This is a genomic window from Candidatus Buchananbacteria bacterium CG10_big_fil_rev_8_21_14_0_10_42_9, assembly GCA_002773845.1.
In the GTDB taxonomy this organism is placed as follows: Bacteria; Patescibacteriota; Patescibacteriia; order Buchananbacterales; family 21-14-0-10-42-9; genus 21-14-0-10-42-9.
This window is the reverse complement of sequence record PEZZ01000007.1, coordinates 37,728-64,612: the sequence shown is the minus strand read 5'-3', so window position 1 is coordinate 64,612 and position 26,885 is coordinate 37,728. Positions and strand designations below refer to the sequence as shown.

General features: G+C 41.8%; 41 protein-coding genes. 1 reads left to right on the top strand and 40 read right to left on the bottom strand.

Translation table 11 applies throughout. The annotated features are described in order from the left end of the window. The 7 genes from COT81_01510 to COT81_01480 all read right to left on the bottom strand — a co-directional run. The coding region (locus COT81_01510) for a triose-phosphate isomerase (GenBank protein PIS05439.1) at window positions 1-715 on the bottom strand (715 nt) is incomplete at its 3' end. A gap of 134 nt (window positions 716-849) precedes the next feature. After that, window positions 850-1,341 carry a ligand-binding protein SH3 gene (locus tag COT81_01505; protein PIS05438.1) on the bottom strand — a complete coding sequence of 164 codons (492 nt, stop codon included), beginning with the start codon at window positions 1,339-1,341 and terminating at the stop codon, window positions 850-852. A gap of 321 nt (window positions 1,342-1,662) precedes the next feature. Further along, a complete protein-coding gene (locus COT81_01500; protein PIS05437.1) occupies window positions 1,663-2,250 on the bottom strand; it encodes a hypothetical protein in 588 nt (195 codons plus the stop codon). 20 nt (window positions 2,251-2,270) lie between these two features. Beyond that, on the bottom strand, window positions 2,271-2,648 hold the full coding sequence (locus COT81_01495; protein PIS05436.1) for a hypothetical protein: 378 nt from the start codon (window positions 2,646-2,648) through the stop codon (window positions 2,271-2,273). A gap of 47 nt (window positions 2,649-2,695) precedes the next feature. Beyond that, entirely contained in the window at window positions 2,696-3,598 is a 903-nt protein-coding gene (locus tag COT81_01490; GenBank protein ID PIS05435.1) for a hypothetical protein, read from the bottom strand. A 2-nt stretch (window positions 3,599-3,600) separates the two neighbouring features. Next, on the bottom strand, window positions 3,601-4,152 hold the full coding sequence (gene scpB, locus COT81_01485; GenBank protein PIS05434.1) for an SMC-Scp complex subunit ScpB: 552 nt from the start codon (window positions 4,150-4,152) through the stop codon (window positions 3,601-3,603). Continuing rightward, on the bottom strand, window positions 4,152-4,859 hold the full coding sequence (locus tag COT81_01480; GenBank protein ID PIS05433.1) for a hypothetical protein: 708 nt from the start codon (window positions 4,857-4,859) through the stop codon (window positions 4,152-4,154). Before COT81_01480 ends, scpB begins: the two co-directional genes overlap by 1 nt. Window positions 4,860-4,939: 80 nt before the next feature. On the opposite strand from COT81_01480, the gene COT81_01475 reads away from it, so the two are divergent. Continuing rightward, on the top strand, window positions 4,940-5,221 hold the full coding sequence (locus COT81_01475) for a hypothetical protein (GenBank protein PIS05432.1): 282 nt from the start codon (window positions 4,940-4,942) through the stop codon (window positions 5,219-5,221). A gap of 44 nt (window positions 5,222-5,265) precedes the next feature. On the opposite strand, the gene COT81_01470 is transcribed toward COT81_01475, so the two are convergent. The 33 genes from COT81_01470 to COT81_01310 form a co-directional block, all read right to left on the bottom strand. Next, window positions 5,266-5,865, bottom strand: a complete 600-nt coding sequence (locus tag COT81_01470) for a hypothetical protein (GenBank protein ID PIS05431.1) — start codon at window positions 5,863-5,865, stop codon at window positions 5,266-5,268. A gap of 20 nt (window positions 5,866-5,885) precedes the next feature. Beyond that, window positions 5,886-6,839, bottom strand: coding sequence for a hypothetical protein (locus COT81_01465; GenBank protein ID PIS05430.1), 954 nt, complete (start codon window positions 6,837-6,839; stop codon window positions 5,886-5,888). 1 nt (window position 6,840) lies between these two features. Then, window positions 6,841-7,140: a hypothetical protein gene (locus tag COT81_01460; protein PIS05429.1), complete on the bottom strand. Its 300-nt coding sequence runs from the start codon at window positions 7,138-7,140 to the stop codon at window positions 6,841-6,843. A 1-nt stretch (window position 7,141) separates the two neighbouring features. Continuing rightward, window positions 7,142-8,530: an aspartate--tRNA ligase gene (gene aspS / locus COT81_01455; protein PIS05428.1), complete on the bottom strand. Its 1,389-nt coding sequence runs from the start codon at window positions 8,528-8,530 to the stop codon at window positions 7,142-7,144. A 79-nt stretch (window positions 8,531-8,609) separates the two neighbouring features. After that, complete coding sequence (locus COT81_01450; protein PIS05427.1) at window positions 8,610-10,124, bottom strand: hypothetical protein; 1,515 nt, start codon at window positions 10,122-10,124, stop codon at window positions 8,610-8,612. 134 nt (window positions 10,125-10,258) lie between these two features. Continuing rightward, window positions 10,259-10,894 (bottom strand): DNA repair protein RecO, encoded by a 636-nt coding sequence (gene recO, locus COT81_01445; GenBank protein ID PIS05426.1) that lies wholly within the window; start codon window positions 10,892-10,894, stop codon window positions 10,259-10,261. Window positions 10,895-10,896: 2 nt separating this feature from the next. Next, the gene (locus COT81_01440) at window positions 10,897-11,295 is read right to left on the bottom strand and encodes a Holliday junction resolvase RuvX (GenBank protein PIS05425.1); all 399 of its coding nucleotides are present in this window, start codon (window positions 11,293-11,295) and stop codon (window positions 10,897-10,899) included. Window positions 11,296-11,398: 103 nt separating this feature from the next. After that, window positions 11,399-12,169 (bottom strand): type I methionyl aminopeptidase, encoded by a 771-nt coding sequence (gene map / locus COT81_01435; GenBank protein ID PIS05424.1) that lies wholly within the window; start codon window positions 12,167-12,169, stop codon window positions 11,399-11,401. Window position 12,170: 1 nt separating this feature from the next. Further along, entirely contained in the window at window positions 12,171-12,794 is a 624-nt protein-coding gene (locus COT81_01430; protein ID PIS05423.1) for an adenylate kinase, read from the bottom strand. Window positions 12,795-12,910: 116 nt separating this feature from the next. Continuing rightward, window positions 12,911-13,273: a hypothetical protein gene (locus COT81_01425; GenBank protein ID PIS05422.1), complete on the bottom strand. Its 363-nt coding sequence runs from the start codon at window positions 13,271-13,273 to the stop codon at window positions 12,911-12,913. Window positions 13,274-13,348: 75 nt separating this feature from the next. Beyond that, complete coding sequence (locus COT81_01420; protein ID PIS05421.1) at window positions 13,349-14,638, bottom strand: preprotein translocase subunit SecY; 1,290 nt, start codon at window positions 14,636-14,638, stop codon at window positions 13,349-13,351. Between the two features lies 1 nt (window position 14,639). Beyond that, entirely contained in the window at window positions 14,640-15,086 is a 447-nt protein-coding gene (locus tag COT81_01415; protein ID PIS05420.1) for a 50S ribosomal protein L15, read from the bottom strand. A 9-nt stretch (window positions 15,087-15,095) separates the two neighbouring features. Then, complete coding sequence (gene rpsE, locus COT81_01410) at window positions 15,096-15,632, bottom strand: 30S ribosomal protein S5 (GenBank protein ID PIS05419.1); 537 nt, start codon at window positions 15,630-15,632, stop codon at window positions 15,096-15,098. Window positions 15,633-15,643: 11 nt separating this feature from the next. Further along, window positions 15,644-16,000 (bottom strand): 50S ribosomal protein L18, encoded by a 357-nt coding sequence (locus COT81_01405; protein ID PIS05418.1) that lies wholly within the window; start codon window positions 15,998-16,000, stop codon window positions 15,644-15,646. A 26-nt stretch (window positions 16,001-16,026) separates the two neighbouring features. Then, window positions 16,027-16,575: a 50S ribosomal protein L6 gene (locus COT81_01400; GenBank protein ID PIS05417.1), complete on the bottom strand. Its 549-nt coding sequence runs from the start codon at window positions 16,573-16,575 to the stop codon at window positions 16,027-16,029. Window positions 16,576-16,579: 4 nt separating this feature from the next. Next, the gene (locus COT81_01395) at window positions 16,580-16,981 is read right to left on the bottom strand and encodes a 30S ribosomal protein S8 (GenBank protein ID PIS05416.1); all 402 of its coding nucleotides are present in this window, start codon (window positions 16,979-16,981) and stop codon (window positions 16,580-16,582) included. A gap of 4 nt (window positions 16,982-16,985) precedes the next feature. Continuing rightward, entirely contained in the window at window positions 16,986-17,171 is a 186-nt protein-coding gene (locus COT81_01390) for a type Z 30S ribosomal protein S14 (GenBank protein PIS05415.1), read from the bottom strand. Window position 17,172: 1 nt separating this feature from the next. Continuing rightward, complete coding sequence (locus COT81_01385) at window positions 17,173-17,739, bottom strand: 50S ribosomal protein L5 (protein ID PIS05414.1); 567 nt, start codon at window positions 17,737-17,739, stop codon at window positions 17,173-17,175. Between the two features lie 38 nt (window positions 17,740-17,777). Beyond that, complete coding sequence (locus COT81_01380; GenBank protein ID PIS05413.1) at window positions 17,778-18,089, bottom strand: 50S ribosomal protein L24; 312 nt, start codon at window positions 18,087-18,089, stop codon at window positions 17,778-17,780. Window position 18,090: 1 nt separating this feature from the next. Beyond that, window positions 18,091-18,462, bottom strand: coding sequence for a 50S ribosomal protein L14 (locus tag COT81_01375; protein ID PIS05412.1), 372 nt, complete (start codon window positions 18,460-18,462; stop codon window positions 18,091-18,093). Window positions 18,463-18,464: 2 nt separating this feature from the next. Further along, window positions 18,465-18,722 carry a 30S ribosomal protein S17 gene (gene rpsQ / locus COT81_01370; GenBank protein PIS05411.1) on the bottom strand — a complete coding sequence of 86 codons (258 nt, stop codon included), beginning with the start codon at window positions 18,720-18,722 and terminating at the stop codon, window positions 18,465-18,467. 2 nt (window positions 18,723-18,724) lie between these two features. Next, window positions 18,725-18,973, bottom strand: a complete 249-nt coding sequence (rpmC, locus tag COT81_01365) for a 50S ribosomal protein L29 (protein PIS05410.1) — start codon at window positions 18,971-18,973, stop codon at window positions 18,725-18,727. A gap of 1 nt (window position 18,974) precedes the next feature. Beyond that, on the bottom strand, window positions 18,975-19,385 hold the full coding sequence (locus tag COT81_01360; protein ID PIS05409.1) for a 50S ribosomal protein L16: 411 nt from the start codon (window positions 19,383-19,385) through the stop codon (window positions 18,975-18,977). A 2-nt stretch (window positions 19,386-19,387) separates the two neighbouring features. After that, complete coding sequence (locus COT81_01355; GenBank protein ID PIS05408.1) at window positions 19,388-20,089, bottom strand: 30S ribosomal protein S3; 702 nt, start codon at window positions 20,087-20,089, stop codon at window positions 19,388-19,390. 1 nt (window position 20,090) lies between these two features. Next, complete coding sequence (locus COT81_01350; GenBank protein ID PIS05442.1) at window positions 20,091-20,606, bottom strand: 50S ribosomal protein L22; 516 nt, start codon at window positions 20,604-20,606, stop codon at window positions 20,091-20,093. Window positions 20,607-20,680: 74 nt separating this feature from the next. Then, entirely contained in the window at window positions 20,681-20,968 is a 288-nt protein-coding gene (locus COT81_01345) for a 30S ribosomal protein S19 (GenBank protein ID PIS05407.1), read from the bottom strand. A 1-nt stretch (window position 20,969) separates the two neighbouring features. Then, window positions 20,970-21,812, bottom strand: a complete 843-nt coding sequence (locus tag COT81_01340) for a 50S ribosomal protein L2 (protein ID PIS05406.1) — start codon at window positions 21,810-21,812, stop codon at window positions 20,970-20,972. A 127-nt stretch (window positions 21,813-21,939) separates the two neighbouring features. Further along, window positions 21,940-22,473 carry a 50S ribosomal protein L23 gene (locus COT81_01335; protein ID PIS05405.1) on the bottom strand — a complete coding sequence of 178 codons (534 nt, stop codon included), beginning with the start codon at window positions 22,471-22,473 and terminating at the stop codon, window positions 21,940-21,942. Window positions 22,474-22,476: 3 nt separating this feature from the next. Next, window positions 22,477-23,226, bottom strand: a complete 750-nt coding sequence (locus COT81_01330) for a 50S ribosomal protein L4 (protein PIS05404.1) — start codon at window positions 23,224-23,226, stop codon at window positions 22,477-22,479. Window positions 23,227-23,228: 2 nt separating this feature from the next. Continuing rightward, entirely contained in the window at window positions 23,229-24,065 is an 837-nt protein-coding gene (locus tag COT81_01325) for a 50S ribosomal protein L3 (protein ID PIS05403.1), read from the bottom strand. 258 nt (window positions 24,066-24,323) lie between these two features. After that, on the bottom strand, window positions 24,324-24,668 hold the full coding sequence (locus COT81_01320) for a 30S ribosomal protein S10 (GenBank protein PIS05402.1): 345 nt from the start codon (window positions 24,666-24,668) through the stop codon (window positions 24,324-24,326). Window positions 24,669-24,717: 49 nt separating this feature from the next. Then, a complete protein-coding gene (tuf, locus tag COT81_01315) occupies window positions 24,718-25,908 on the bottom strand; it encodes an elongation factor Tu (GenBank protein PIS05401.1) in 1,191 nt (396 codons plus the stop codon). Window positions 25,909-26,227: 319 nt separating this feature from the next. Beyond that, window positions 26,228-26,650 (bottom strand): hypothetical protein, encoded by a 423-nt coding sequence (locus COT81_01310; protein PIS05400.1) that lies wholly within the window; start codon window positions 26,648-26,650, stop codon window positions 26,228-26,230. Between the last annotated feature and the right edge of the window lie 235 nt (window positions 26,651-26,885).

Here is a 26,885-nt window from a genome sequence, read left to right as displayed (position 1 = left end):
CGCCGCCAACTAAAAATCCATCGACTAGCTCTAAGCTGCTATAATCTGACACGTTTTCAGCGTCAATGCTCCCGCCGTAAATAATTCTAAAATTTTGTTGCACTACATCTAGCGGAAAAATATCAATCAAAGTTTGGCGGATTAATTGGTGCATGTGTAGCGCCTCGCTTGGGGCGACCGGGCGGCCAGATCCAATCACCCAAACCGGCTCATAAGCGACTGTAATCTTATCATTCGGTTTGACTGCTATGCCTTCTAAGGCTTTAGTCACTTGGCCAATGACAACATAATCTTGTTGTTTTTCTTGTCGTTGTTCTAAGGTTTCACCGACACATACTACTGGGCTCATTTTATGATCCAAAACTGCTTTAACTTTTTGATGCACCATCTGGTCGGTTTCCCCCAAATATGTTCGCCGCTCAGAATGCCCTAAAACAACATAGCGGCAATTTACTTCTTGCAAGGTTTGAGGCGAAACTTCGCCCGTAAAAGCGCCGACGGCTTCCCAAAAAACGTCTTGGGCGCCTAACTGAATTTTACTTTTGACTAAAATTTCTGCCACATCAACCAAACTGACAAAACTTGGGCAGGCCACCACTTCAGCCGCCCGGTTATATTTTTTAAATGCCTTAACCAACCCCTTAGCTAGCCTTACGCTTTCACCAAGATTTAATTTCATTTTCCAATTACCAATGATTATTTTTTTACGTTCCATACCCCGTAGAAGAATTTCGAACGGGCTTTAAGCCCAACGCAGACTAATAATAATGTTAAATTTATTCATCCTGTTAAAATTAAGTGGTTATATTGACGCTCCGCGATACTTTCGAAATTTCTCTACGGGGCATATCAAAAAAATGAAAAAACGCCCAAACTAATTAATGTCACAATAAAAGCCGCCATTAGCACACCAGCACTGATAAATACGGCGGCAATTTTTCGTGGAATTTTAAACAGCCACGATGCTGTCGCGCCGGTCCAAGCGCCTGTTACCGGCAGCGGCACTCCGACAAACAGCATTAAGGCAAGCGGTCCCCAAACATCCAATTTATTATCCATTCGCTTAATCGCCCGGCTAAACCACCAATCAAACAGCTTTTTAAAAAACTTTGATTTTTGGCGCAGCCACTGTGACAGCGGACCAATATAGCGAATAATTAACAAGGCAATTAAAATATCACCGAGCACGGAAAACAAAACCGCTTCCCAAATCGGTAATTTATACACCCCCAAAGCCACCGGAATTGAAACTCTCAATTCAGCGATTGGCACCATGGAAATAATAAACACCGCAAGTTGCGGCGGCAAATTCGCTAGTGTTTCAATTAATGCGTCAACCATATAAGTCTCACTAGTATACTAAAAAATGCCTCTTTTTTCAATATGACAGTTATCTGTTATTTTTGTAATCAAAAGTAATCAAAAGTTTTGGGGGTCGGCGAACCCGACCGCTTGCTCGTCCTCCCCTCTTTAGAGGGGAGGATTGAGGTGGGGTGATTTACAAGATACTGCTACACCCCCTCTCACTCCCCCTTATAAAGGGGGAGATTTTTTATATACCCTCATAGCTGGTACGCTCAAACATGCGCCGCCCCAAACCCCGGGGTGCTGGTAATGTCAAATTATAGTTCAAGTCTATCACTTTTTGGCGCTATTTTTTTCTTAAACTACACAACTATCAACTAAAGCTTTGGAATGTTTTGGGTTAAAGCGAATCAAATATTCTAACAGTTTCCCATGCCCAAGTTTTGATACAATACCGTACTCCTTGGCGAATGTTAAAATATCATTTTCAGCCGCCGCTATGTCCGCTTCATTATCAACTAAAATTTCCACCTCAAATGTGCTGAAACCGAAATCCATCTCATCAAAATCTAAATTAAACTTCCCGCTGCGATAACTATCACGTTCAGTTTTGATTGTCGCAAATGGCAAAATATCCTTTTCTTTCAAAGTGTCAGCTAAATTTGTTCTTAAGGCTAACCCGAGCTCCCGCGCTATCTCGGCCTCATTTTCTATTTCTTTGTATTGATCGGTGCTTCTTTCATGAATGCTTTGCTTATTCAGAGGTGCCTTAAGTTGGAACTTCCCGTCACGAGTACGCAGCCATAAATCTTTCTTCGTTAAATCATAATCTACTGTATCGTAATAAGAATCGACAAAGCTAATCTTCTTTGTCGGCACCGCTTTTTTGATCAATTTCTCTTTCTCTCCCAAATTCAGCTCAAAATTTTTCTCAACTTCAATCATACAAACTTTAATCCCCTCCTTTATAAGGAGGGGTGCGGGGAGGTATTAATAGTACTCATGATCCTTTCTAAAACTCCATCAATATTATCCTTAACTTCCTCATTGCTAAAACGAATTATTCTTATTCCAAACTTTTGCAAATATTTTTCTCTAGCTTTGTCATACTCAATTGAAGCCTCGTTGTAGTGAGAATCTCCGTCAACCTCAACTGCTAGCTTGAGTTCTTGGCAATAAAAATCCACTACGTAATTACCTATGCTATACTGTCGTCTGAACTTATAGCCTTTTAATTGCTTATTTTTAATACGTAACCACAACTTTAACTCAGGGTAAGGCATTTCATTCCTTAACTTTTTCCTGATAAATCTAAGTCTTGCTGTATTGTAGATTTTAGTCATTTTACTACCCCCTCTCACTCCCCCTTATAAAGGGGGAGGCTATTATTTCAATCGTCGGACCACTTATATTCATGAAAGGTCCAATCAACCAACCCCTTAGCATCTTGCCAGCGAGACTCAATGGTTTCACTTCCAAGCAAGACTAAAATAATTTCGCCGGAAGAATCAACTTTGCTAACCGACATCGCCAAATTATAACCTGACTCATCAATAAACCCGGTTTTCGCGCCAGAGATTTTATACTCCCCTTCGTTCACAAAACTATTTAGCAGTAAGTTGGTCGCTTGGGCGGCACGAGAAATTTTACTGCCAACTGGAGTAAAAATATATTCTTCACGCTGATTGGTTTCAATGATTTCATCTACACTAAAAGCGTGATTTAACAACTTTGCGATGTCCGCGGCGGTGGAAACATTATTGGGATCAAGTCCTGACGGTTCTACAAACTTAGTGTCTTCAAGGCCTAACAATTGCGCTCGTTCGTTCATTTGGCTAACAAATTCTTCACTACTCAGACCAGTTGAACGAGCCAAGGCCGCGGCTGCCTCGTTGGACGAGGCAATTAAAGTTAGATTGAATAAATCTTTAATGGAAATGGTATCCCCCGGCACGATGTAAACTCTTCCGCCATTTAGTTGATCTTGGGAATTGATTAATACTGTTTCATCCCAACCCGGATTGTTATCTAAAAATACTAACGCCGTCATCAGTTTAGTCAGGCTGGCGACCGGACCGACTGTGTCAGGATTTTTTGACCACAATACTTTTTTAGTCTTTCTATCAATCACTAATGCCGACGTCGCTGAGGTCACAAGGCCCAAACTTTGGCTAACCTTTTTTTGCGGTCCAATAACTCCGTCATCTAAAAAATTTCCTGTTGTTACCAAACCGAAATGTGGCGATAATAAAAAACTCACCAAAAGTAAATTGGCAAAAAAATTAAGCAACATTGTTATTCAGAGCTTTGAGTATTTTGATCTATCAGTTTTTGCATTACTTCGTGACTGTGTAATTGTTCAAAATTCGGCAACTCGCGTGATTCGGCCAACCCCAAGAACTTTAAAAATTCATGAGTAATTTGATAATAAGTAGTCATCTTTTTTTTGTCTTCATTGGCTTCAATTAGCCCGCGCATCAGTAAATTACGTAAAATTAAACTGCAATTCACGCCGCGAATTTGCTCCAACTCATACTTGGTAATCGGCCCGCGGTAGGCAATGATAGTCAAGGCTTCAAGTGACGGCCGCGTCAGTTCGCCTGTGGTTTCATCTTTAATGTAATCTTTAACTAACTTGGCGTTGTCGCCGGCAGTCACTAAATGCACCGAATGGCCAATCTTTTGCAAAATCACACCACTATCTTTTTGGTTGTACTTTTGCGTCAATTGCTCAATTGCCTCTTTAATTTCAGCTGACTGCGCCCCGATTAAGCTAGCTAATTTTTTAACCGATAGCGGCTGGTGGCTTATGAAAAGCAAGCTTTCAATTTTAGAAACAGTGGACATTACAATTTATTAATAGTGATATTAGTAAACAAGCCATCCTGTTCAACTGTCACCGTGCGCTGTTTAATTAGCTCTAATACAGCTAAAAACGACACTATAATTTCAGTTTTATCTTTGGCCTCATTCAATATTTTAGAAAAATCCAGCGAGGCGCTAGATAATATTCTATTTCTAATGTCAGCAATTTTTTGTTGAATAGAAATTGTGCGCTTAATCGTTTCTTTTGGAATATCCGGTAAAATTGACCGCTCTACGTTGTTTAAAACTGCAAGCATGACTTGGTGCAATTTGCTTTTACTTAGGGAGGGCGGCGGATTAAAACCAATTTCTTCAGTCACTAACAATCTCTCCCGGCCATAGCCAAATTTTTTGCGCCTAATTATTTTTTCTATAGCTTTTGAAGCCTCTAGATACTCCTGATAAATTTTCAACTGCCGCTCTAAATCTTCAGCTTCTTCATCTTCCCACTTCAAATAAGGCAGTAAAGCTTTAGATTTTATCAGTAATAATTTTGAAGCCACGGCTAAAAAATCAGCCAATTCGCCCGGCTTTATGTGCTGACGGTCAACCGCTTCGTAAATTGTCTTAATGTATTGTTCGGTGACTTCAGCCAAGCTAACCTGCGTAATTTCCAGCTTTTGTTCTTCAATTAACTGTAATAATAGGTCCAACGGACCGCTAAATTGTTCAATTTTGACTTGGTGCATTTTTCAAAAAATTTATTCCCTTGACAGTTTGAGTATATTTTTAATAATACACAGTACGCTCTTCGGCAAGGAGGGTAACCGTGGCAAAAGAAAAAGAAGTAGACAACTTGAGGGAAGAGGGCCCTTCTGCCTGGGAGCAAAAACTCTCGGGCATGGGTATGGTGCGCGTTACGGAGGAGGCTGAATTGATCGAAGTGAGTGAAGTGCCTTTTTGTCCGTTATGCGGACTAAGGCACTCCGATTGGTACCAGTGGAGAAATCCACTGACCTGCACGCGGTGGGAATTCACATATTTCAGCTGCGTGCACTGCGGCTCTGATAGAGAGCCGCACAAAAAGCAGGCTCGCCAAATTCTGACGTGACCTCCCTGACCTACCCGCGCACTCGCGTTTGGGTAGGTTTCGCTTTAGCGCTTTTTTCTTTTTAAAGGAACCGCACCTCGGCGTTGCTTGAAACGGGCGGGCTTTCTTTTTGTTTTAGTTTTACTCGTTGCCTTTTTTGCAGTCATTTTCTTGACTGATGCTTTTGCTTTCTTGTACCCGGCGCTGGCGGCAAAACTTGCCACCGTCGCCTCTTCTGCTCCAATAAAATCCTTAACTTTCATCGCGACCGAATCGGTAAACGTACCGGCGTTAAAAATTGCTTCCTTGCTTTTGGCTAAGCTTTTATCAACTACCACTTGCAATTTCCGCATTCCCCCAAAAGCGTCAACCGGCGCTTTTTTTAACTTCAAAATTTTTACCACTACGCTCTCTTTTGGGATACTAATCTTTTTTGCGCCAATCGCCTTTTTTAATTTGGCCATATCTAGCCGCATGCTCGCTGGCAACACCACAATCACGTACGCTTTATCAGCTGAGACTAATAGCGACTTGGCAATTTGCGACAGTTCTTTTTTCAATGTTTTAGCGGTGTCATAAGCCGTGTATACGGTTTTATGCACAATCGGTTCGTATTTGACTGCCTTGGCGTCTAAGTATTTAACTAATTTTGTATTTGAGGCCATATCTTTGAGTTACTAATAAATTACTCAACTAAAGTTGGCAAGGGTTTAGTCCGTGGATATTGCGGCGCGTCTGGATCAACTGTCACTTCCAGCTGATAACATTCCTCTCCAGCTCCGTGATTTTGCCACGGCTCTGCGTAACCTGGTGCATATCGATATTCTGGACCTTCAGACGCTAAACTAAAAGTCGAGCATAATTCATACTTATTTTCATCGACTAATTTAAATGTGTAAGCTTGGCCAGTTTCTGGATCACGGTATTCGCCTGGCAAATCATCAAGCGATGATGGCAGTGAGTCGGTTGTGAAAAAATATGATTCAACTTCAAAACGAATTTGCGAAAGATCATTGACGCGCGCATCGTCAAATTTAAGCAACCGCGCAGTTTGGGGCGAACCAATAATAGTAAAGCCGGCCACAAATAACACCACGGCCAGCACACTATAAGCGGCTAATGAAACTTGGGCTTTCATATCCCGGCGGTCATAACTATCACGCCGTAACTCCCAAACATAGTAGGCGAAAATCGCCACGCCAATAACTATCATAACTAAAGTCTTTGCCACAAAATTGGCCGCGTAATTCCCGCCTAAAAATTCACTAACTAACCTGATCGTATTGATAATGATATTAACTGTGGCCAAAAACAACACGATATAAATTAACCAGCGGCGTAACGCGCTTTTAGAATTTAACTTTTGTTGCTTGTACAACTTGTGAATGTAACCAGTTACCACTAGGTAAATTGGCGAGGCCAGTAAAATTGAAGCCATATTAAAGCGAACAAGATCTCGATTAACGCGAATTTGGTAGTATCTATCAAATTCAAGGCTTGGCAAATACTTATTAATTAGCTGAAAAGTGATCGCTCCGACCGCAAAAGTTAACAAACCGAGCGTGAAAAATGACACAAAATGCAAAAAAGTATCAAGCACGGCCGTTGATTTTGGTTTGGTAGATATCTTGTCTTCCATATTATTTTTTCCTTAATTTTTTAAAAGGTAATTTTTGTTGTTGCCCAAATAATGATTTAGCTGCTTTTTTACCGGCTGAGGTTAGTCGTACTGATTCAATAAACCATTTTTGGGGTGTTCGGCGTCCGAAACCAACCATTAATTTTTTATCAATTAAGCGCTCTAAACTGCGCGTAATATCGTTGACTTTTGACTTGGTTGATTTTTGACCTTTATAAAACTGTAAAAAAACATCTCGTGTGACTTTGGTCTTGCCCGCGCATTGCTTTAAAATATATTTTTGCAATGCAGAAAGCTGCATATTACTCTTCTTTATCAATTCTAACGTGAACTTCCTTTAAACGCCAATCTGACAATGTGCTCGGGGCGCCCATGGTTAAATCACGGTTATCACTTGTTTTAGGAAACGGAATGACTTCACGAATATTTGGTTCGTTGGCTAATACCATTATTAACCGGTCCAATCCAAAAGCAATGCCGCCCAGGGGCGGTGCGCCATACTCCAACGCTTCAATAAGATGGCCAAACTGTGAGGTTATTTCCTCGTCCGTTAAACCAAGTAGTTGTAAAATCTGTTTTTGAAATTTAGCATCGTGAATACGAATACTGCCACCGGCAACTTCTTGTCCGTTTAAAACTAAATCATAGGCGTGGGCCTTTGCTACTAACGGGTCTTTTTGAATAACATTAATGTCTCTTTCTTGAGGCTTAGTAAAAGGATGATGTTTGGCGTTAAGATTTTTATCATCGTCAATTTCAAACATCGGGAAATCAGTTACCCAGCAAAAGGCCAGTTCATTTTCATCATCTTTGTTTTTACGCATATCCGGCCGGTCGCTTTTGTGCTTCGCCATCGCCTCACCATAGGTCAGGCGAGGAAATGGTTTTTTGCTGATCTTTTTATCCGGTGTAATTTTTTCCACCAATGCAATGACTAATTTTTCAATTAGATCCATCACGTCTTCTTGTTCAACAAAACTCATTTCTAAATCTAGTTGCGTGAATTCAGCCTGCCTATCGCCCCTTTGATCTTCGTCGCGAAAACAGCGCACAATTTGAAAATAGCGCTCAACCCCGGCTACCATCAGTAATTCTTTAAACTGTTGTGGCGATTGCGGTAAAACATAAAATTCGCCTGGAAAATTTCTTGAAGGCACAATAAATTCTCGCGCGCCCTCCGGTGTGCCTTTGGTTAAATACGGCGTTTCTATTTCTCTAAAATCCTGCTCGTCTAAATAACCGCGAATAAATTTGATTACCTTATGGCGCAGCGTAATATTTGCGGCCGGACGCGCGCGGCGCAAATCTAAATAGCGATAGCGCAACCGTGTTTCTTCACCAGCTTCCGATCCCCCTTCAATTTCAAATGGCGTCGTCTTTGAGGGGTTTAAAATTTCAAGCTCATGCGCCTCCATTTCCACCGTGCCGGTAGGAATATTTTTGTTAATTTGGCGCTCTCCCCGCTTTTTTATCAAGCCGATGACCTTAATGCAAAATTCCGGGCGCACCGTATCAGCCAGCCGCAACGCCTCGGCGTGGTCATCAGAAAAAACGACCTGCAAAATTCCGGTCCGATCCCGGATATCCAAAAAAATAATTTTACCCATATCGCGCCTGGCAGCTACCCAGCCAGCCACGGTCACGGTTTGATCTATTTTGTCTGTGGTATTCTCAGTTAAAATTCTCTCCATAAACAATTAAAACACTCTTGAAATAGCCGCGAGTGTACCTAAAATTATAACAAATTATTGGTTTTTTTGCAATAACGCATCAGCGGATGGCATCTTGGACCGGCAGCACGGTGTTGCAAAAGAAACATTCCAATTGAGTTGAGGATTCACGATCGTAAACATAAAAACGCGTCTTGGCTTCCGGTTCTACATTCGTGACACACCGGTCATTGGGGCAACACAACGCATCAATATTATAAATCATTGACGGCAACATCGGGCGATATTTTTTGAATCTGCCGTCTCGCATAACATTGATAGTAGCCGTTGGGCTCAAAACTGCAATCAAGCCCCAAATACCTTCCGGGATATGCTGGTTTTGCACCAGGTACAAATCCTTATTCCCACCCATGGCTTTATGCTCTGACTTTAAGCCGGTCGCATGCACCACCATGCCTTTGCCAGAATCAACTAAACCTAAGCCGGAAAAAGCCTGATGCAAAATAGATGCTGTACCTGACTGTAGATGGTCAATTACCATCCCGTCGTCAATCGGCTTGACCACTTGTCCTTTTTTCTTAATTAATTCTTTACGATGGTCGCTAATGCTTACTTCCTCAAGCAACTCTGCTTCCAGTTTTTCAACCTCGGGGAAACCGACAACCTTGTCGCGATGCCTATAACTTTCGGCTAACAGCCACATGCGCACCGGAATGCCGTGCCAAGCTTGAGTATGAGCGATGATGCGCGGATCATGGCGAACGTTAGGTGAAATTTGATCAACAATCGGCATAGCGTCCATAACAACCACATCTGATTTTAATTTTGACAAAAATTGTTGATTCACTTGATACATGGATTTGTAACGATTGTATTCTGCCATATCATCAAATCTTTCTTTTTGCAACCGAATTGCATATACGATATCGCAATCTTTCAAAATCTCAGGATTTTCACTTTGCTGTAAATCTTTAAATGAGTCCCCTACTCCTGGCAATTGTAAATTGGAATGCGCCACCAAACGCACCTTAATGCCATCAAATCTTGACAGGGCATCAAGCAGCGTATGAACTACGCGCGAATTTTTAATATCGCCGACCGCGCCAATTATCAAATTATCCAGCCGACCAAATTTTTGCTTGATAGTCAATAAATCTAAAAGTACTTGCGTTGGGTGATGGTGGGCGCCATCGCCAGCATTATGCACAGCCGCCTTAAAACCCCTCTCCGGCAGAACATAATGGGCCAACCACGCTGGTGCGCCCTCTACTGCTGTCCGCAACACTAAAATGTCTGCGCCTTGCTGTCCAACTAATATTCTAGCAGTGTCAGCCAAACTTTCACCTTTTCCGCCCGAAGACATAACTTTGTCATTTTGCCAAACCACCGGCGTAACCCCTAAGTTTCTCGCCGCTCGCCCATACGAACCGCAGGTGCGCGTGCTGGGTTCATCAAAAAGAAGCGTTACTTCGCTTTTGAATGTAACGCCTCTGGGAATTGTTTTCTTTTTGGCGGCTGGAATAAATTTCTCTGCGCCATTGATTATATACTCAATATCTTCACGGGAAAAATGGTCTAAGCCAAGAATGTGTTTTAAAATAGGTGCTTTAGCCATTGATTTTCTTATATCTGCTACAGTATAGCGCCCCTGTCATATTAGGTCAACCCCATTATAAGTAAAGCGCTTTTCCGCGATAACTTGATAATTTATTTTTAATTACCAGAAACGCAACTTGGATGACTTTCACATTAGTTTCTAAGCGGGGTTAAGTCCCGAACCGTGATCAAGGTTTTAAGCGGTTGGTCTAGCTTATCTTGTAAAATTTTCAAACTTTGCTGGCCCAACTCATTAATTGCCCGATCAGTCCAATTGTTCACCTCAATTTCGGATATATTTTGGCGCAAAACTTTTTGCCATTGGGGGTGCTTGAACTTAAAACCATATCCTGATATATCTAATAATTTAAAAATAAAAGCCGAGCGAATTAATCTTAATTTATCTAACGGCAATCGGTCTAAGGCCTCAAAGGCGTCGGCTAGCAATTGAAAAAGCTTAGGTTCTGGAGAATGTTCATGGGTTAACTTGTCTACGCACTCCAGCCAAAAATAACCGACCATTTGGCGCGGCAAAGCGCTAGTCATATTATTAAAAAATTTTGTCTGGCCAATGTTAATGATTCTTTGCCACTGCTTTCCTTGAACTAACTCAATATCAATCAAGGCAAATGGTTGTAAATGTGATCCTAGCTTACTGGTTGATTTTTTGGCGCCCTGGCAAATTGCACTTACCTTCCCTAAATGATAAGTAAATAAAGTCACCAGCCGATCATGTTCTTGCCAATCAACTTGGCGTAAAACTATAGCCGTAGAATTATTGTATGACATGTTTAACCCGTTTGATCAATGTAATTTTGCAGCAAAGTCATAGCTGCCACCGCATCATCTTGCCCCTTATCTTTTTGGCCAGCCGATTGCATTAGTCTTTTTGCCGCTTGAGTGGTTAAGCGCTCGTCGATTGTCTCTACCGGCACAGGCAAAGCCTTGGACAATGCATCCACAAATTTTTTATATTCCAGTGAAACAGCTCGCTTTTTATCACCTGACATTGATATTGGTAAGCCGACAACAACCTTGCCAATTCTTTCTGTTTCGCACAAATGCGAAATCGCATCAACTACGCTTTCTACGCTTCCATTTTCTATAATTTGCAACGGCAAAGCTATGGCATCAGTCGCTTTGGCTATACCAACTTTTTTTAAACCATAGTCTACACCTAATAAATTCATACCTCTTTTACAGTCATCCAAAGCGATGCATAGCGGAGTATAAGGATCTCCGCTGCCATTTTTCCGCTGGTTGAAATTTCTCGGCAAGCTCGAAATGACATAGTTATTTGGTTAAAAGTTCATAACCGCTATCAGTCACTACCACCGTATCTTCAAAATGAGCTGACAAACTGCCATCTTGAGTTACCACTGTCCAACCATCTTTCAATGTTTTAACGGCATAATTTCCGAGGGTCGACATCGGTTCAATGGCTAACACCATGCCCGCTTGAAGTTTAATTTTGGGCTGGTTGCTACCAACATAATTTGGTATCACCGGCTCTTCATGCACGGCATAACCTACCCCGTGCCCTACTAATTCTCGCACTACACCGAAACCATTAGTTTCCAAATGATTTTGAATGGCTTGGGATATATCGCTAACAAAATTACCGGATTTGACTTGAGACAAACCTTTAGCTAATGATTCGCGAGTAACTTTAATTAACTGCCGAGCTGATTGCCCAACTTTGCCAACAGCCACGGTGCGTGCCATGTCAGTAAAACGATCTTTATAGTTAACACCTAAGTCAAGTCCAACAATATCACCTTCTTTTAAAACCCGGTTCGGTAATGATGAGCCGTGGACAATTTCTTCATTGATTGAAACGCATAAAGCTGACGGAAAGGGTGGGTCTTGAGGATGAATTTTATACCCTTTAAAAGCTGGTTTACCGCCAGCTTTGGTAATCACAGCTACAACAATATTTTCTAATTCCTCGGTGTTAATGCCAGACCTTACCGCCTCAACGGCCGCCGTCATAGCTTGAGCTAAAATCTTGCCGCTTTGGCGCAAAGTTTCAATATCGCTTGCGCTTTTAATCAAGCCTGCCATATTACGCAAGTTGAGAATCTATCGTTTGATAAACATCTTCAATAGGTTGGCTGCCATTAATCTCAATTAAAGTACCGCCTGATCTATATTTTTCTAACAACGGTTCGGTTTCTTCATGATAAATCGCTAAGCGTTTTTGAATCGCCAACGGTTTATCGTCATCCCGGACGAATAATTGATTGCCACACTTATCACAAATACCTTTGGTTTTGGGCGGGTTGTACTTAACATGATAACTCAACCCACACTTGCAGGCTAATCTGCCCTCTAGCCTTGTAATTGCCTCAGTGTCAGAAATTTGAATTACGACAGCTTTATCAATTTCAGTAATTGAATGTAAAAAATCTTGCTGGATTTTATTTCTCGGGTATCCATCCAGCACAAAACCAACCGCGCAATCCGGCTGCTGTAGCCGGTCTTTAACAATTTCATTAGTTAATTCATCGGGTACTAATAACCCTTTACTGATATTAGCCTCCACTTTTTCACCCAATTCAGTTTCATTTTTTAGGTGATAACGAAAAATATCCCCGGTTGAAATATACGGAATATCATGCCGCCGGGCAATTAATTCAGCTTGCGTGCCTTTGCCCGAGCCTTGTGGTCCAAAAACTAATAGCTTCATACGTAATTGTCATTCCGGACTCCACGCGAGGCCGCATGGCTTTGTGATCCGGAATCTCTTTCTAATGTGGATCCTGAATTTCTTGACCCCAAATCAAGTTTGGGGCGACAGGTTATTTATTCATTCTCCAACTCTCTTTCTAGCTTGCGCTCGTATGCCTCTTGTTCGGTTTCGTCTTTAGTTTCCCCTTTTCTAGGGGCTGAACGTTCTTTAATTTCTTCAATTAAGTGCTCTAGGGCGCGCCGGTCTATGTCTGATATTTTATGCGCCATGTGTAATTTCCGCGCCACGTCAAGCAATTCCAAGCGAGTCACTCCTCCGCCACCAAGCTTTTCAACTAACGCGTCATACACAATTTTTCGCTGCTTGTAATCAAGCGAGGACATCTTCCAAAGCGCGCGCTTAATGCTCATCTTGCCGGTAAAAACCTTCATTGGCGCGCTTAAACCAAATATATCTATTGCATTCCAAAATCCCATATCTGAACTAGTATAGTTAATTTAAACAAAAAAATCAAGGCAAATACCTTGATGCCATAAAAAATTTTTATCAAATTAATATGCTTCGTAATCACGCATGGTAAGTTGCGACTTCACCTTATCGACAATCTCAATTACCACAGAAACCACAATCAGCAAAGATGTGCCGCCAATAGTTAAAGAGCCAATACCGGTAAATTGTTGGACGGCCAAAGGCAACACGGCAATTGCGCCTAAAAATAACGCCCCAAAAAGCACGATCCGGTTCGAGACATAGTTCAAATACTCTTCCGTTGGCTTGCCTGGCCTAATGCCGGGAATAAAAGCACCTTGTTTTTGTAAATTTTCAGCAATTTGATCTGGTTTAAAAATGACCTCAGTGTAAAAATAAGTAAACCCGAAAACCAATAAGAAATATAAAATCCCGTAAAACAACTGGTTTTGAAAAATATCAGCGACAAAGTTAGCGGCATCAGCCACCCATGCGGTTCTGGCATTGGCGAAAAATTGTGCCACTACCGGCGGAAACAACACAAAAGAAATAGCGAAAATAATCGGGATCACGCCAGCTTGATTTACGCGCAGCGGTAAATGGGTGTTGACGCTGCCATACGAGGAAGAACCGCGCACTTGGCGAGCGTAAGAAATTGGGATATTACGTTGGCCTTCCGTAATAATTACCACACCGACAATAGTCACTAAGGCAATCAAAGCAAAAATAACGATATCTAAAAGTACGCCGGGGTCAGATGTTGTATAAGTCAATAGGGTCTGCTGTAACGCTTGCGGTAAAGAAGCGACGATGCCGACAAAAATCATAATTGAAATTCCGTTGCCAATATTTTTTTCAGAAATTATTTCACCAATCCACATTAAGAAAATTGTTCCAGCTGTAACAGTGATTAAAGTTACCATTAATTTCCAAATGCTCAAATCAGAAATTATGCCGCCTTGGCTTTGGCGCAAAAGTGCCACCAAGCCATAACCTTGCAAAAAAGCTAAAGGGATAGTCAAATAGCGCGTCCACTGGTTAATTTTTTGCCGGCCGGCCTCACCATCTTTAGAAATTTCCTCAAGTTTTGGCACAATCATGGTAAGTAACTGAAAAATAATTGAGGCAGTAATGTATGGTGCCACCCCCATCGCCACAATAGAAAAATTTTCCAAGCCGCCGCCGGAAAAAATATTAACTAAGCCTAAAAGTTGATTGCTTGAAAAAAATTGTTGTAAGGCTTCATTGTTTATGCCCGGTACCGGGATATGAGCGGCAATTCTAAAAATCACCAATAAACCCAAAACGAAAAAGATGCTGTTGCGCAATTCCGTTATTTTCCAAATTTGTCTTAGCTTGGCGATAACCGACATATTATTTTTTTTGGTTTCGCACCACTGCTTTGCCTCCAGATTTATTGATAGCCTCTTTGGCGCTTTCAGAAAACGCGTCCGCCACCACGGTCACCGGTTTAGACAACGACCCGGTGCCTAAAATTTTTACTTTGTTCTTAGCTGATTTAATTAAATTTAAGGCCGCGAGCTTCTGGACATTAATCGTCTCATTATCTTTAGCAATGGCTTCGATTTGCCTTAAGCTAATCACGCTCATTTTAGGTTTTCCGCTCTTAAACCCGCCCAGTTTTGGGGTTTGGGTTAAATATGTTTTTAACCCTCGGCTCTTAAAACCTGAAGCGCCAGAACGCGAACGTTGACCTTTAAGGCCTCGGCTTGAATAGGTGCCATGCCCCGAAGCATTGCCCCTACCTAAACGCTTGCGCTTTTTTGTCGATCCTTTGGATGATTTTAGTTGATGTAACATAAAGTTAAATTAAGCGGCAGCTTTTTCTTTGGCTTTCTTGCTTGATGATTCTTTGTTTACCGAGCCGCCAGATTTTGGCTTGCTCGCAGGAACTAGTTGTTCAATCGCTTTGAAAGTCGCCTTAACAATAGATACTTTGTTATTGGTCCGTCCTAAATTTTTTGCCACCACGTTACCAACGCCAGCAAGCTCCAAAATCGTTCTCATCGCTCCTCCCGCAATCACTCCGGTACCGGCCGGCGCTGCCTTCATCAACACCATCGCGGCAGAATATTTAGCTTCGACATCATGCGGGATGGTTTCATTAATCATCGGCACAGTAATCATATGCTTCTTGGCTTTAGTCACGGCTTTATTCACAGCTCCGGCCACATCAGTCCCTTTTGCCACCGCATAACCAACTTTTCCTTTCTTGTCGCCGATTACCATACATACCCTAAAACGCAATCGTTTGCCACCTTTCATGACACGGGTCACTCTAGCTAAATCAATGATAGATTGATCAAATTCATGTTCTGATTTTTTAAACTCTTGTGGTTTGGCCATAAATTTATATCTTAAAACTTTAATCCCCCTTCCCGGGCGCCATCTGCCAATGCTTTTATCCGACCGTGATATAAGTATGATCTGCGGTCAAAAACCACTTGGCTGATTTTTTTCTGGATCGCTTTTTGGGCCAACAATTGACCAACATTTTTGGCTTTTTCTGATTTTGTGCCTTCACCTTTGACCTCTTTATCGTTAGCGAAAACCAAAGTCTTGCCAACCGTATCATCAATCAACTGGGCGCTGATATGACGGGCGCTTCGGCTGACACTTAAGCGCGGGCGAAAGCTTGTGCCGCTAATTTTTGTCCGGACTCTAATTTGCCGACGTTTCGCGCGTGATAATTTATTGGTGCTTCCTTCTTTCATATGATTATTATAGTGGGCTTATCAAATTATTCGGATTTGCCCGCGGCGGCTTTACCGGCCTTGCGTCTAATCGTTTCATCAACGTACTTAATGCCTTTACCTTTATACGGCTCTGGTTTTCTTATTTTTCTAATTTCAGCCGCCACTTGTCCGACTAACTGCTTATCAATTCCACTTATGGTAATAAGATTTTTTTCAACAGTCGCAGTAACACCGTCGGCTAATTGGTATTCAACTGGATGTGAGAACCCCACATTTAAAACCAACGTGCTGCCATTAACTTGGGCTTTATAGCCTACACCGCTAAATTCTAATTGTTTACTAAATCCTTCTGTGACACCAGTAATTAAATTAGATAATATCGCCCTGATAGTGCCCCACAGCGAACGTTGCATTTTATCACCTTCATTTTTTATCGCCACGGTCAACGCTCCGTCAGCTTGGGCCACGGTAATATTAGCTGGCAAGCGCTCACTTAATTCACCTTTAGGGCCTTTAACTTTAACCTCTTTATCACTAACGGTTACGGTAACGCCTGCTGGTATGACAATTGGTTCTTTACCTACTCTACTCATACAATTAATACACTTCGCATAAAACTTCGCCGCCTAATTTCTTATTCCTAGCTTCCTTATTGGTCATCAACCCTTGCGACGTGGAAATAATAGCAATTCCCAAATGATTTAAAACTACCGGTAATTCTTCTTGCTTAACATAGACTCTACTGCCGGGTGTGCTAACTCGCTTTATTTTTTTAATGGCACCGGTTTTGGGCGCAACATATTTCAAGGTTACTCTAATTTGTTTAAACCGATTATCACTACTTGGCTCAAGTACCTCAGCGCTCTTGATGTAACCGTTGCGATGCAACACTTCGGCCAGATGAAACTTTATCTTTGACCACGGTAAAATCACTTCAGTTTTACCAACTGCTTGAGCGTTGCGAATTCGGGTTAACATATCTGAAATTGGATCTGTCATAAATTTACCAGCTTGATTTTTTAATTCCCGGGATTTGACCGTTCCGGGCTAATTCTCGAAAACATATTCGGCACATTTGAAAATCACGCATATAACCGCGGTTACGGCCACAGCGCCAACAGCGGCGCACTTTACGCGTGCTGAATTTCTGCTGTCTGTTAGATTTTGCGATTTGTGATTTGATTGCCATATTATTTGGTGAATGGAAAGCCAAAATGCTCTAATAAAGAAACGCCTTGATTATGAGTTTGGGCTGAAGTATCAATAGTGATTTGCATACCATGAATTTTTTCAACTTCATCTGAACGAATCTCAGGAAAAGCAATATGCTCTTTTAACCCTAAGCTTAGATTGCCATGCTCGTCGACTAATTTTTTACTAATACCCCGAAAGTCTCGTACCCGAGGCAAGGCTGAATTAATTAATTTATCCAAAAAATCATACATTCTCGGCCCTCTTAAAGTGACTTTGGCACCGACTATATTGCCTTCTTTAATCTTAAAATTGGAAATAGCTTTTTTGGCTTTGGTAAAAATTGGTTTTTGGCCGGTAATCCGAAGCAAGGTTTGTTCAACCACTTCGTTATACTTAGGGTCCGTCAAACCCTTGCCTAAACCGACATTGAGCACAATTTTATTAATCTTCGGCACTGACATAGCATTGCTCAAATTCAAATCTTTCATTAAAGCCGGGGCAACTTGAGTTTTAAATTTCTCTTGGGCCTTCACCCGGTTAGAAATTTTATTAGTATTAGTCATGTGTTTATCTGCCCCCGTTATTTCTAACGGGGTTCATATTATTCAAATGTTTCGTTAGTTTTAGTATCGCGGCGTACCATTTTTCCGTTTTCCAATTTTTTATAACCAACTCTAACCGTTTTTCCAGATACTGGGGAAATCAAAGCTAAGCTAGATATGTGAATTGGTGCCGGATATTCAATTTTTTGGCCAGCTTCACCGCGTTTTTGCGAACGTAAATGTTTAACCGCAATATTAACCCCTTCGACCGAAGCTTTATTATACTTAGGTAGCACTTGCAACACTTTGCCGGTTTTACCTTTGTCCTTTCCGGCTAAAACCTTTACTTTGTCGCCTTTTTTAATCTTCATATTACAAAACTTCTGGAGCTAAACTAATTATTTTATTAAATCCCCGGCCTCTTAACTCCCTTGCCACTGGACCGAAAATCCGCGTACCTTTAGGGTCTTTAGTTTTTTTATCAACAATTACCGCGGCATTATCATCAAATCTGACATAAGATCCATCCGGACGCTTAATTTCTTTACGCGTGCGAACAATCACGGCCGGCAAGACTTCGCCTTTTTTCACCATGCTGTGAGGCATCGCTTCCTTAACTGAAACCACAACTATATCGCCAATATAAGCATAACGGCGTTTTGTTCCGCCTAACACTTTAAAACAACGAATCTTTTTGGCGCCGGAATTATCGGCCACTTTTAAATTGGTTCCTGCTTGAATCATATTTATTTAGAATAAATCACGCGCCAACGCTTAGTCTTACTAATTGGCCGAGCCGCCACAAATGATACCACATCACCAGTATGAAATTGATTTTTGGAATCATCGACATGATATTTTTTTGATATTTTAAATCGCTTATGGTACTTAGGATTAATTTTGGTTCGGTCAACCTTAACCACAATAGTTTTGTCTTGCTTATCCGACACGACTACACCGGTTAACTTGCGTATATTTTTGATTGATTTTTTTTCGTCGCTCATATTTATGCTTTAGCTTGCTTAGTTTCACGCTCGGTTTCTGCCTGGGTGCTTTTCTGGCTTGCGGCGGCTTGATTCATCTTTAATTTAGTTAAAATTTTAGCAATCGTTTTTTTAACTTGTCTCAATTCGCGAATATTGGTAACTTGGCTTTGGCCAGCCTTGAATCTTAACTGCTGCAAACGTTCGCGTTGCTCGTTTAAAAGCTGGTGCAAATCTTTTTCACTATATTCTTTTAAATCCTTAAAATCCATATTAACGGGATACAAATTTAGTTCTAACTGGCAATTTATGGCCGGCTAGGCGCATCGCTTCACGCGCTTTGTCCGCGTCAACGCCATCCATTTCAAATAATACCGTGCCGGGCTTAACTTCAATAACATAACGATCAAGCACGCCCTTACCAGATCCCATACTCGCTTGAGTACCTTTTGAAGTAATAGCGCGGTCGGGGAAAATACGAATCCAAATTTTACCGCCCCGCTTAATATAGTGGGCCATTGATTTACGAGCGGCTTCAATTTGCCTTGAGTCAATCCAAGCGTTATCTAAACTTTTAATCGCATAACGTCCAAAGCTAACTGTAGTTCCGGCTTGGGCTGATCCGCTAAAACGTTTACGGCCCTTAAATGATTTTCTATGTTTGGTCTTTTTTGGCGCTAACATATTTACTTAGCTTTAAAAGGTTTGCGCTTGCCACCCTTAGTGTCACTTTTGCTGTCGGTCTCCACTTTCTGATCTCCAAAAACTTCACCTTTATAAATCCAAACCTTAACCCCAATCGCTCCGTAAGTGGTTTTAGCCGCCCCGCGGGCAAAATCAATATCGGCACGTAATGTGGAAAGCGGTAAGTTGCCAGAAACTAATTTTTCCGTCCTGGCAATTTCAACGCCGTTTAAACGTCCGGCCGCCATAACTTTTACTCCCTTAGCGCCGGCTTTTTCAACTCGGGCAATGGTTTGTTTTAAAACCCGCCTAAACGGGACACGCTTTTCTAGGTCAGCGATCATCGCTTGGCAAACCAGTTCAGCATTTAAATTAGGATTATTGACTTCTTTAATGCTTAAATTCAATGAAGTTTTAGGGGGTAAAAACTTTTGCAACTTAGTTTTAACTTCATCAACGCCTTTTCCGCCGCGGCCGATAATCACGCCGGGCTTAGCTGAATGGATAATTACAGTAATGTCATTGCCGGAACGATCAATTTCAATATTCGCAATCGCCGCAGCTTTTAATTCATTTCGCAAAAACTTTTTGATTTTCAAATCCTGTTGTAAAAAATTAGCGTATTGATCACGGGAAAACCACTTTGAGCTCCAATGATAAATGGTGCTTAAACGGTAACTTCTTGGATGTACTTTTTGTCCCATATTACTTATTCGTTGTTTGATGGCGGGTGGCCTCAACTTTTTTAGACTCAGCTTTAGTAATACCGCCACTCTTAACTGCGGTTTGGCCAGTATTTAAGGCTGATTTTTTTGGAGCCGTATCTTGCTTAATTGTATCCACCTTAGGTTCTTTTGATTTATATAGTTTCACCTCAGTCTTTTTGCTCGCTTTAATTTCAGACAAAATTAACTTAACGTGGCTTGTGCGCTTGCGGATTGGGGTGGCCCGTCCCATGGCGCGCGGTTTATAACGTTTTAGCGTTGGCCCGTCGTCAACCGTAATGGTTTTAATAAATAAATTCCCGACTGACAAATTTTGATTATGCTCAGCGTTAGCCACAGCCGACTTGATTAGCTTATGCACCGGACGCGCTGCGGCTTTGGCACTGAAATTAAGCTGATCCAAGGCTTGCTCAACCGGCAGTCCCCTAACCATATCAACTACTAACCTAACCTTGCGCGGTGATATGCGTAAGCGACTCAAACGAGCCCGAGTCATTTGCAAATCTGCCTTAACTTCCTTTTTAGCCGGCCTCTTCGCTTGAGTTGTAGTTTTAGCTTCTGCCATATGTATTATTTGGTGGCAGCTGATTGATCTTTAGCCATCTTGCCACCATGACCTTTAAACTTGCGGGTGGGTGAAAACTCACCGAATTTATGCCCCACCATATTTTCAATCACCGTTACTGGAATATGTTCTTTACCATTATGCACGCCAAAAGTAAAGCCGATCATCTCTGGGGTAATACTGCAACCGCGGTCCCAAATTTTAATCACTGTTTTATCTCCGGCTTTTTTGCCTTCCAACTTTTTCAAAATCTTGGGGTTAACGTAGGGTCCCTTTTTTAAACTTCTTGACATATTATCGCTTGCGCCGCTTACGACGTTTAATGATTAACTTATCAGAATACTTGTTAGCTTTTCTGGTTTTAACACCCAAAGCTTTTTTGCCCCAAGGAGTTTTGGGCGCTTTCATACCAATCGGATTAGAGCCTTCACCTCCGCCGTGCGGATGGTCAACTGGATTCATCACTTTTCCTCTAACTGTCGGGCGTATCCCCATATGGCGTTTACGGCCAGCTTTGCCAATTCTAACTAAGCGGGCGTCAGAATTTGAAACTTGGCCGATCGTTGCCATGCAATCTTTCTGGACCATGCGAACCTCACCGGACGGTAAACGCAAATGAGCATATTTTCCTTCTATCGCCATCAGCTTGGCCCAAGAACCGGCTGAACGCACAATTTTAGCGCCGCGGCCCGGCGTTAGCTCAACATTATAAACCAGCATCCCTTGAGGAATAAATTCCAACGGCATGCGATTCCCCGGGGCGATTTCCGTGCGCTTTTTGGAAGTCACAATTTTTTGGCCAACTTTTAATTCCCCCGGAGCGATAATGTATCGCTTGGTGCCGTCAACATATGAAATTAAAGCTATGCGCGCGTTCCGGTTGGGATCATATTCAATCGTTTTAACGGTGGCAGGTATATCTAATTTATCACGAGTAAAATCAATCTGGCGATAAAATTGCTTGGCCCCGCCGCCTCTATGACGCACAGTGATTTTACCAGTGTTATTGCGGCCGGCAAACTTTTTCTTATTGCTAATCAAACTTTTTAACGGCTTTTTCACAGTTAAATCTTCGCTACTCACTACGGATGAGTGGCGCCGAGCCGGGGTAGTTGGTTTGTATCTTTTTAATGCCATAAATTAGCAATTCACCGTTAACAATTCACAACTAACAACTTTCAAATCTTCTTTTTGATACATATTGTTTGTCATTGGTTTATTGTTTCTGATTGTTATTGGTTAAATGCGACTAGTCAAATGTTATTTACACGCCTTCGTAAACCTCAATAGTATCACCCTTTTTTAAAGTCACAACCGCCTTTTTCCAATCTTTGCGGCTGCCTTGAATACGCCCAAAACCTTTTTTCTTGCCCTTAAGCGCGACAATATTTACTGATAACGGCTCTACGCCATAGATGCTTAAAACCGCTTTTTTAATTTCGACTTTGTTGGTTTTAGGACTAACAGCAAAGACATATTTGTTTTGATCAGCCAAATGGGCAGATTTTTCTGATACGACCGGACGAATAATAATCTTACTGCCAGGCAAATATTCAAAATCTTTTTGGTTGCCTGATTTTTTAACTTTCGCGGGCTTGGCCTCTGTTTTCTTAGCTGCTTGTTTAACTTCTGTCTTTTTACTTTCGGCTGCTTTCGGTTTAGACTTTTTGGCTGGCTCAACTTTGTTAGCCTCATCTTTAACCCCTGCTTTAGGCTTACCGCTAATAGCTAAAGCTTCCGTCTTGGCTTCCGGCTTATCGCTATCCTTTTTCTTTTTAAACTTATCAAACAAACCCATATTTTAGGCTTTAACTTTAGGCTTATTTTCCCCAACCGCTGTATCGCCGTAAACTTTAGTAATTACCGCCAAGGCTTTTTCCGTAACTAACAATTTTTGGTGCTTAACCACGTCATAAACATTTAAACTATTAGCTTGAATTGTGGTTAAGCGCGGTAAATTTTTCATTGATCGAATAACATTAGTGTCCACGCTATCCAAAACTACTAGCACGCTCGGGTCTTTTGGTTGTTTTGAATCCTCCGTGGATTTCGCCGTGGCCTTTGATTTGCTGTCAACCTTTTTGGCTTTAGTTTTTTTAGTGCGCAATTTTAAATTATGCAAAATTTCATTAGCAGTTTTAGTTTTGATGCTTTCCAACTGCAAACTGTCCACCACAACAATATTTCCGTTCTTGGCTTTATCCGAAAGAGCCGTGAGCAGGGCCTGGCGTTTAACTTTTTTGTTAATGGCTTTGGAAAAATTTCTATCTTTGGTTGGCCCAAAAGTCACGCCACCACCAATCCAAATAGGTGAGCGAATTGATCCGTGCCGAGCGCGCCCTGTGCCCTTTTGCCGCCATGGTTTTTTACCCCCGCCTCTAACTTCTGACCGGCCCTTGGTATGAGCCAAAACCGGCCGGGCGTTAGCTAGCTGCGCCACCACAGCTTCCCAAATTAATTCAATTTTTAACGGGTGGCCAAAAATTTTATCGTTCAAATCTAACGCCTTTAACTCTTCACCCGTTTGATTGTAAATTTTAACTTGGCTCATAATTATTTTTTATCTTCCTCAGTATCATTTTTTTTCTCTTCTGGCTTAGCCTCAACTTTAACGTCCGTATTTTCCTTTTTATCTTCCGGGGTTGATTCTTTGGCGCTAGAGTTGGCGGACTCTTCTGGTCTAGTGGTAACTTGGGATTCATCCTTTTTTGATTCTGCTGGCATTTCTTGACTTTGATCTTCTTTAATCCCAATCGATAGAGTGCCGTTGCCGGAAATCAGGACTAAACCGTTACGTGCCCCAGGAACCGCACCTTTGATAAATAAATAATCGTGTTCCGGGTCAATATCAATAATTTCCAAATTTTTAACCGTTACTTGAGCCGCGCCCATGCGGCCAGGCATTTTTTTGCCTTTAAAAACCCTCGACGGATCAGAACTTGCCCCAATGGAGCCGGGCATGCGTAACTGATCTTTATGTCCGTGGCTTGCCGGAGAACCATGAAAACCCCAACGCTTGACTACGCCCTGAAAACCCTTACCTTTGGATACGCCAGTTACTTGCACTACATCACCTTTAGCAAACGTATTCACAGTGATGGTATCCCCAACTTTTACCGCCTTGGTCTTTTCGGCATCAGCGTCATTTTTCAAATTAAATTCGCGAAAATATAAAAAATTGCCTAATTTTTTAGTGTGGCCAACTTGTGGTTTGGGCATTTTACGCCGAGCGCCAAAACCCACTTGCACCGCTTGATACTTATCCTTGTTGGAATTCTTTACCTGGGTAATAATATTTGGACCAGCAAAAATCTTGGTCACCGGAACGACCTGACCATGTTCGTCATATTTTTGTGTCATCTCAACTTTTTTTCCAAGAATGAATTTCATACGGTTTAAAAAAATCTGGTATTGCCTCACACCAGACCTCAAATAATTTTTTTAATGTTAATTATTTTATGATCGTGATGTATGTTGGTCGGTGTTACTCCAAGTGGTTACTTTAGTTTATATAGAGGTTTTACCGAAGCTAGATGCTGCCAAAGGGTAGCTTTCTCTATTGTGCCAAAATAACTTTATGACTGATTATTAATTAAAGGCTTCAACCAAAGGCCGGTTCGCCTTTGGGCGAAATGGTAGCCATTCGGCTTACATTTTAACTTCAACATCGACTCCGGCTGGAAGATTTAAACTTGATAAAGAATCAATGGTTTTTGGTGTTGGCTCGACAATGTCCAATAATCTTTTATGAACCCTCATTTCGTACTGTTCGCGGGCGTCTTTATGAACAAAGGTTGACTTCATCACCGTGTACTTTTTTATTTCTGTTGGCAACGGCACTGGACCAATTGTTTTAGCACCCGATCGTTCGACTGTGTCAATGATATTCTTAGTCGATTGATCAATAATCTTATGGTCGTAGGCTTTAATCTTGATTCTAATTCTCTGCGCCGACCCTTCCTCGTTTTCAATTTTCTTTTTTTCTTTTGCCATGTCTTTTAAAAGTGTCTGGCCCGTAAGGGCCAGACACAACACAATTGTTTTACTTGATAATTTTAGTTACAACCCCAGAAGCGACAGTTCGGCCACCTTCACGGATGGCAAAACGTTGCTTCTCTTCCAAGGCTACCGGCACAATCAGTTTAATCTTCAAGCTAACAGTATCGCCGGGCATCACCATTTCTGTTCCTTCGGACAGTTCCACTTCGCCAGTCACATCAGCGGTACCAATATAAAACTGTGGCTTGTAACCCTTGAAAAAAGGTTTGTGGCGTCCACCCTCCTCTTTGGTTAGCACATACACTTCTGAATCAAATTCAGTGTGCGGGGTAATGGTGCCTGGTTTAGCCAAAACTTGGCCGCGCTCAATTTCATCCTTTTTAGTTCCGCGAAGTAAAATTCCAGCGTTGTCGCCAGCTTGGCCTTGATCCAATTCCTTATTAAACATCTCAATGCCGGTCACCGTAGTCTTTGAAGTTTCTTCTTTTTTACCAACAATCTCCACTTCTTCGTTGACTTTAACAACACCCCGCTCGATTCTTCCGGTAGCGACTGTTCCGCGGCCTTCAATTGAGAAAATGTCTTCAATCGGCATTAGGAAAGGTTGGTCAACATCACGGGTTGGTTCTGGAATATATTCGTCAACCGCTTTCAATAATTCTTGGATTGGCTTTGCGGCATCACCTTTTGGATCCTCCACAGCTTTCAAAGCTGACCCGCGAATGATTGGGCAGTCACCGTCAAATTCGTATTTTTTCAAGAGGTCACGAATCTCTTCTTCCACCAAGTCAACTAATTCAGCATCTTGGACTTGATCAATTTTGTTTAAGAACACCACAATCTTAGGCACACCTACTTGCTTTGCCAGCAAGATATGTTCGCGAGTTTGCGGCATCGGCCCGTCAGTGGCGGCGACAACTAAAATCGCGCCATCCATCTGGGCGGCACCGGTAATCATGTTTTTAACGTAGTCAGCATGCCCCGGGCAGTCAACGTGCGCGTAGTGGCGCTTGTCGGTTTCATATTCAACATGAGCGGTGGCAATTGTAATACCCCGGGCTTTTTCTTCTGGCGCATTATCAATTTGGTCCACTGACTTTTGTGATGCTTTCGCACCTGCGGCGTTTGATACTGCAAGCAAAGCAGCAGTTAAGGTAGTCTTACCATGGTCAACGTGACCGATGGTACCGACATTCAAATGAGGCTTTGATCGCTCAAATTTATCGGCCATAATAATTTTTTTCCTTAGCGCGACATCTGCTTACCACAGATTTTGTAATCCAGTCGCCTTAATTACTTAATGTTTAGTTTTAAAACCTGCCTGTTTATTGGCAGAAACACTTCGGCAGTATATATAAAACTTATCCACTTGTCAACTCCGTTTGAAATAAATGTTACTTTAGGCAAAATTTACCAATTTTAGTAAATTTCTAAAGGAGTCAAGGTAATAGAGTGAAATTGAAAAAAACCGCTAAATCTAGTTAAAATTTACCGATTGTGAATAAATCATGGAAATGAATTGCTAACTATTTTTTACCTTAATTTAGATAAATCTAATCCTCTGGCTCAAAATAGTAAGTGTCCGAATCATTGGCGTTGCCCCGGTTAGCGATATTTGCAGATTTATCTTCGGCTTGAGGTGCGGCAAAAACATCAAATGGCTTATCCGTTTTTTCACTTTTCGCGAAAGAATTTTCAACTGGATGATTTTTTTTCCAAGTGCTAATTTGTTGTTTAATTTTATCAATGCTGACGTCTTTTTCGGCATTAACTGGATTATTTTTTTCAGGTGGAAAAGCCTCCTGCTTAACATGGTTGGAAACCGCTTCGTCAACTACTTTGGAAATATCAACCAAACGTTCGTATTTTTTAATGTCCATTAACACGTATTGCGGCTCGCCTTGCTCGTTGACCACAATGACACTATCACCAGTCTGCTTAACAAGCTTTGCTAATTTTTCCCAGTTAGTTGCCATAGATTATATATTATCTCCTCTCCCTTGCGGGAGAGGACCTGCCTGCCGATCGCACGCCGCCAAAGGCTTTGGCCGACGGAGCGCAGGCAGGTTAAGGTGAGAGTGAGTTATTGAATGTCATTCCGAGCTTGACCCGTCTAACGGGTCGCACCGAGGAATCCCACGCCTCGTTAAGCGGTACAAGATGTTAAAAGCTGAGATCCTTGCCCCGTCGTATGACGGGGTCTCCACTTCG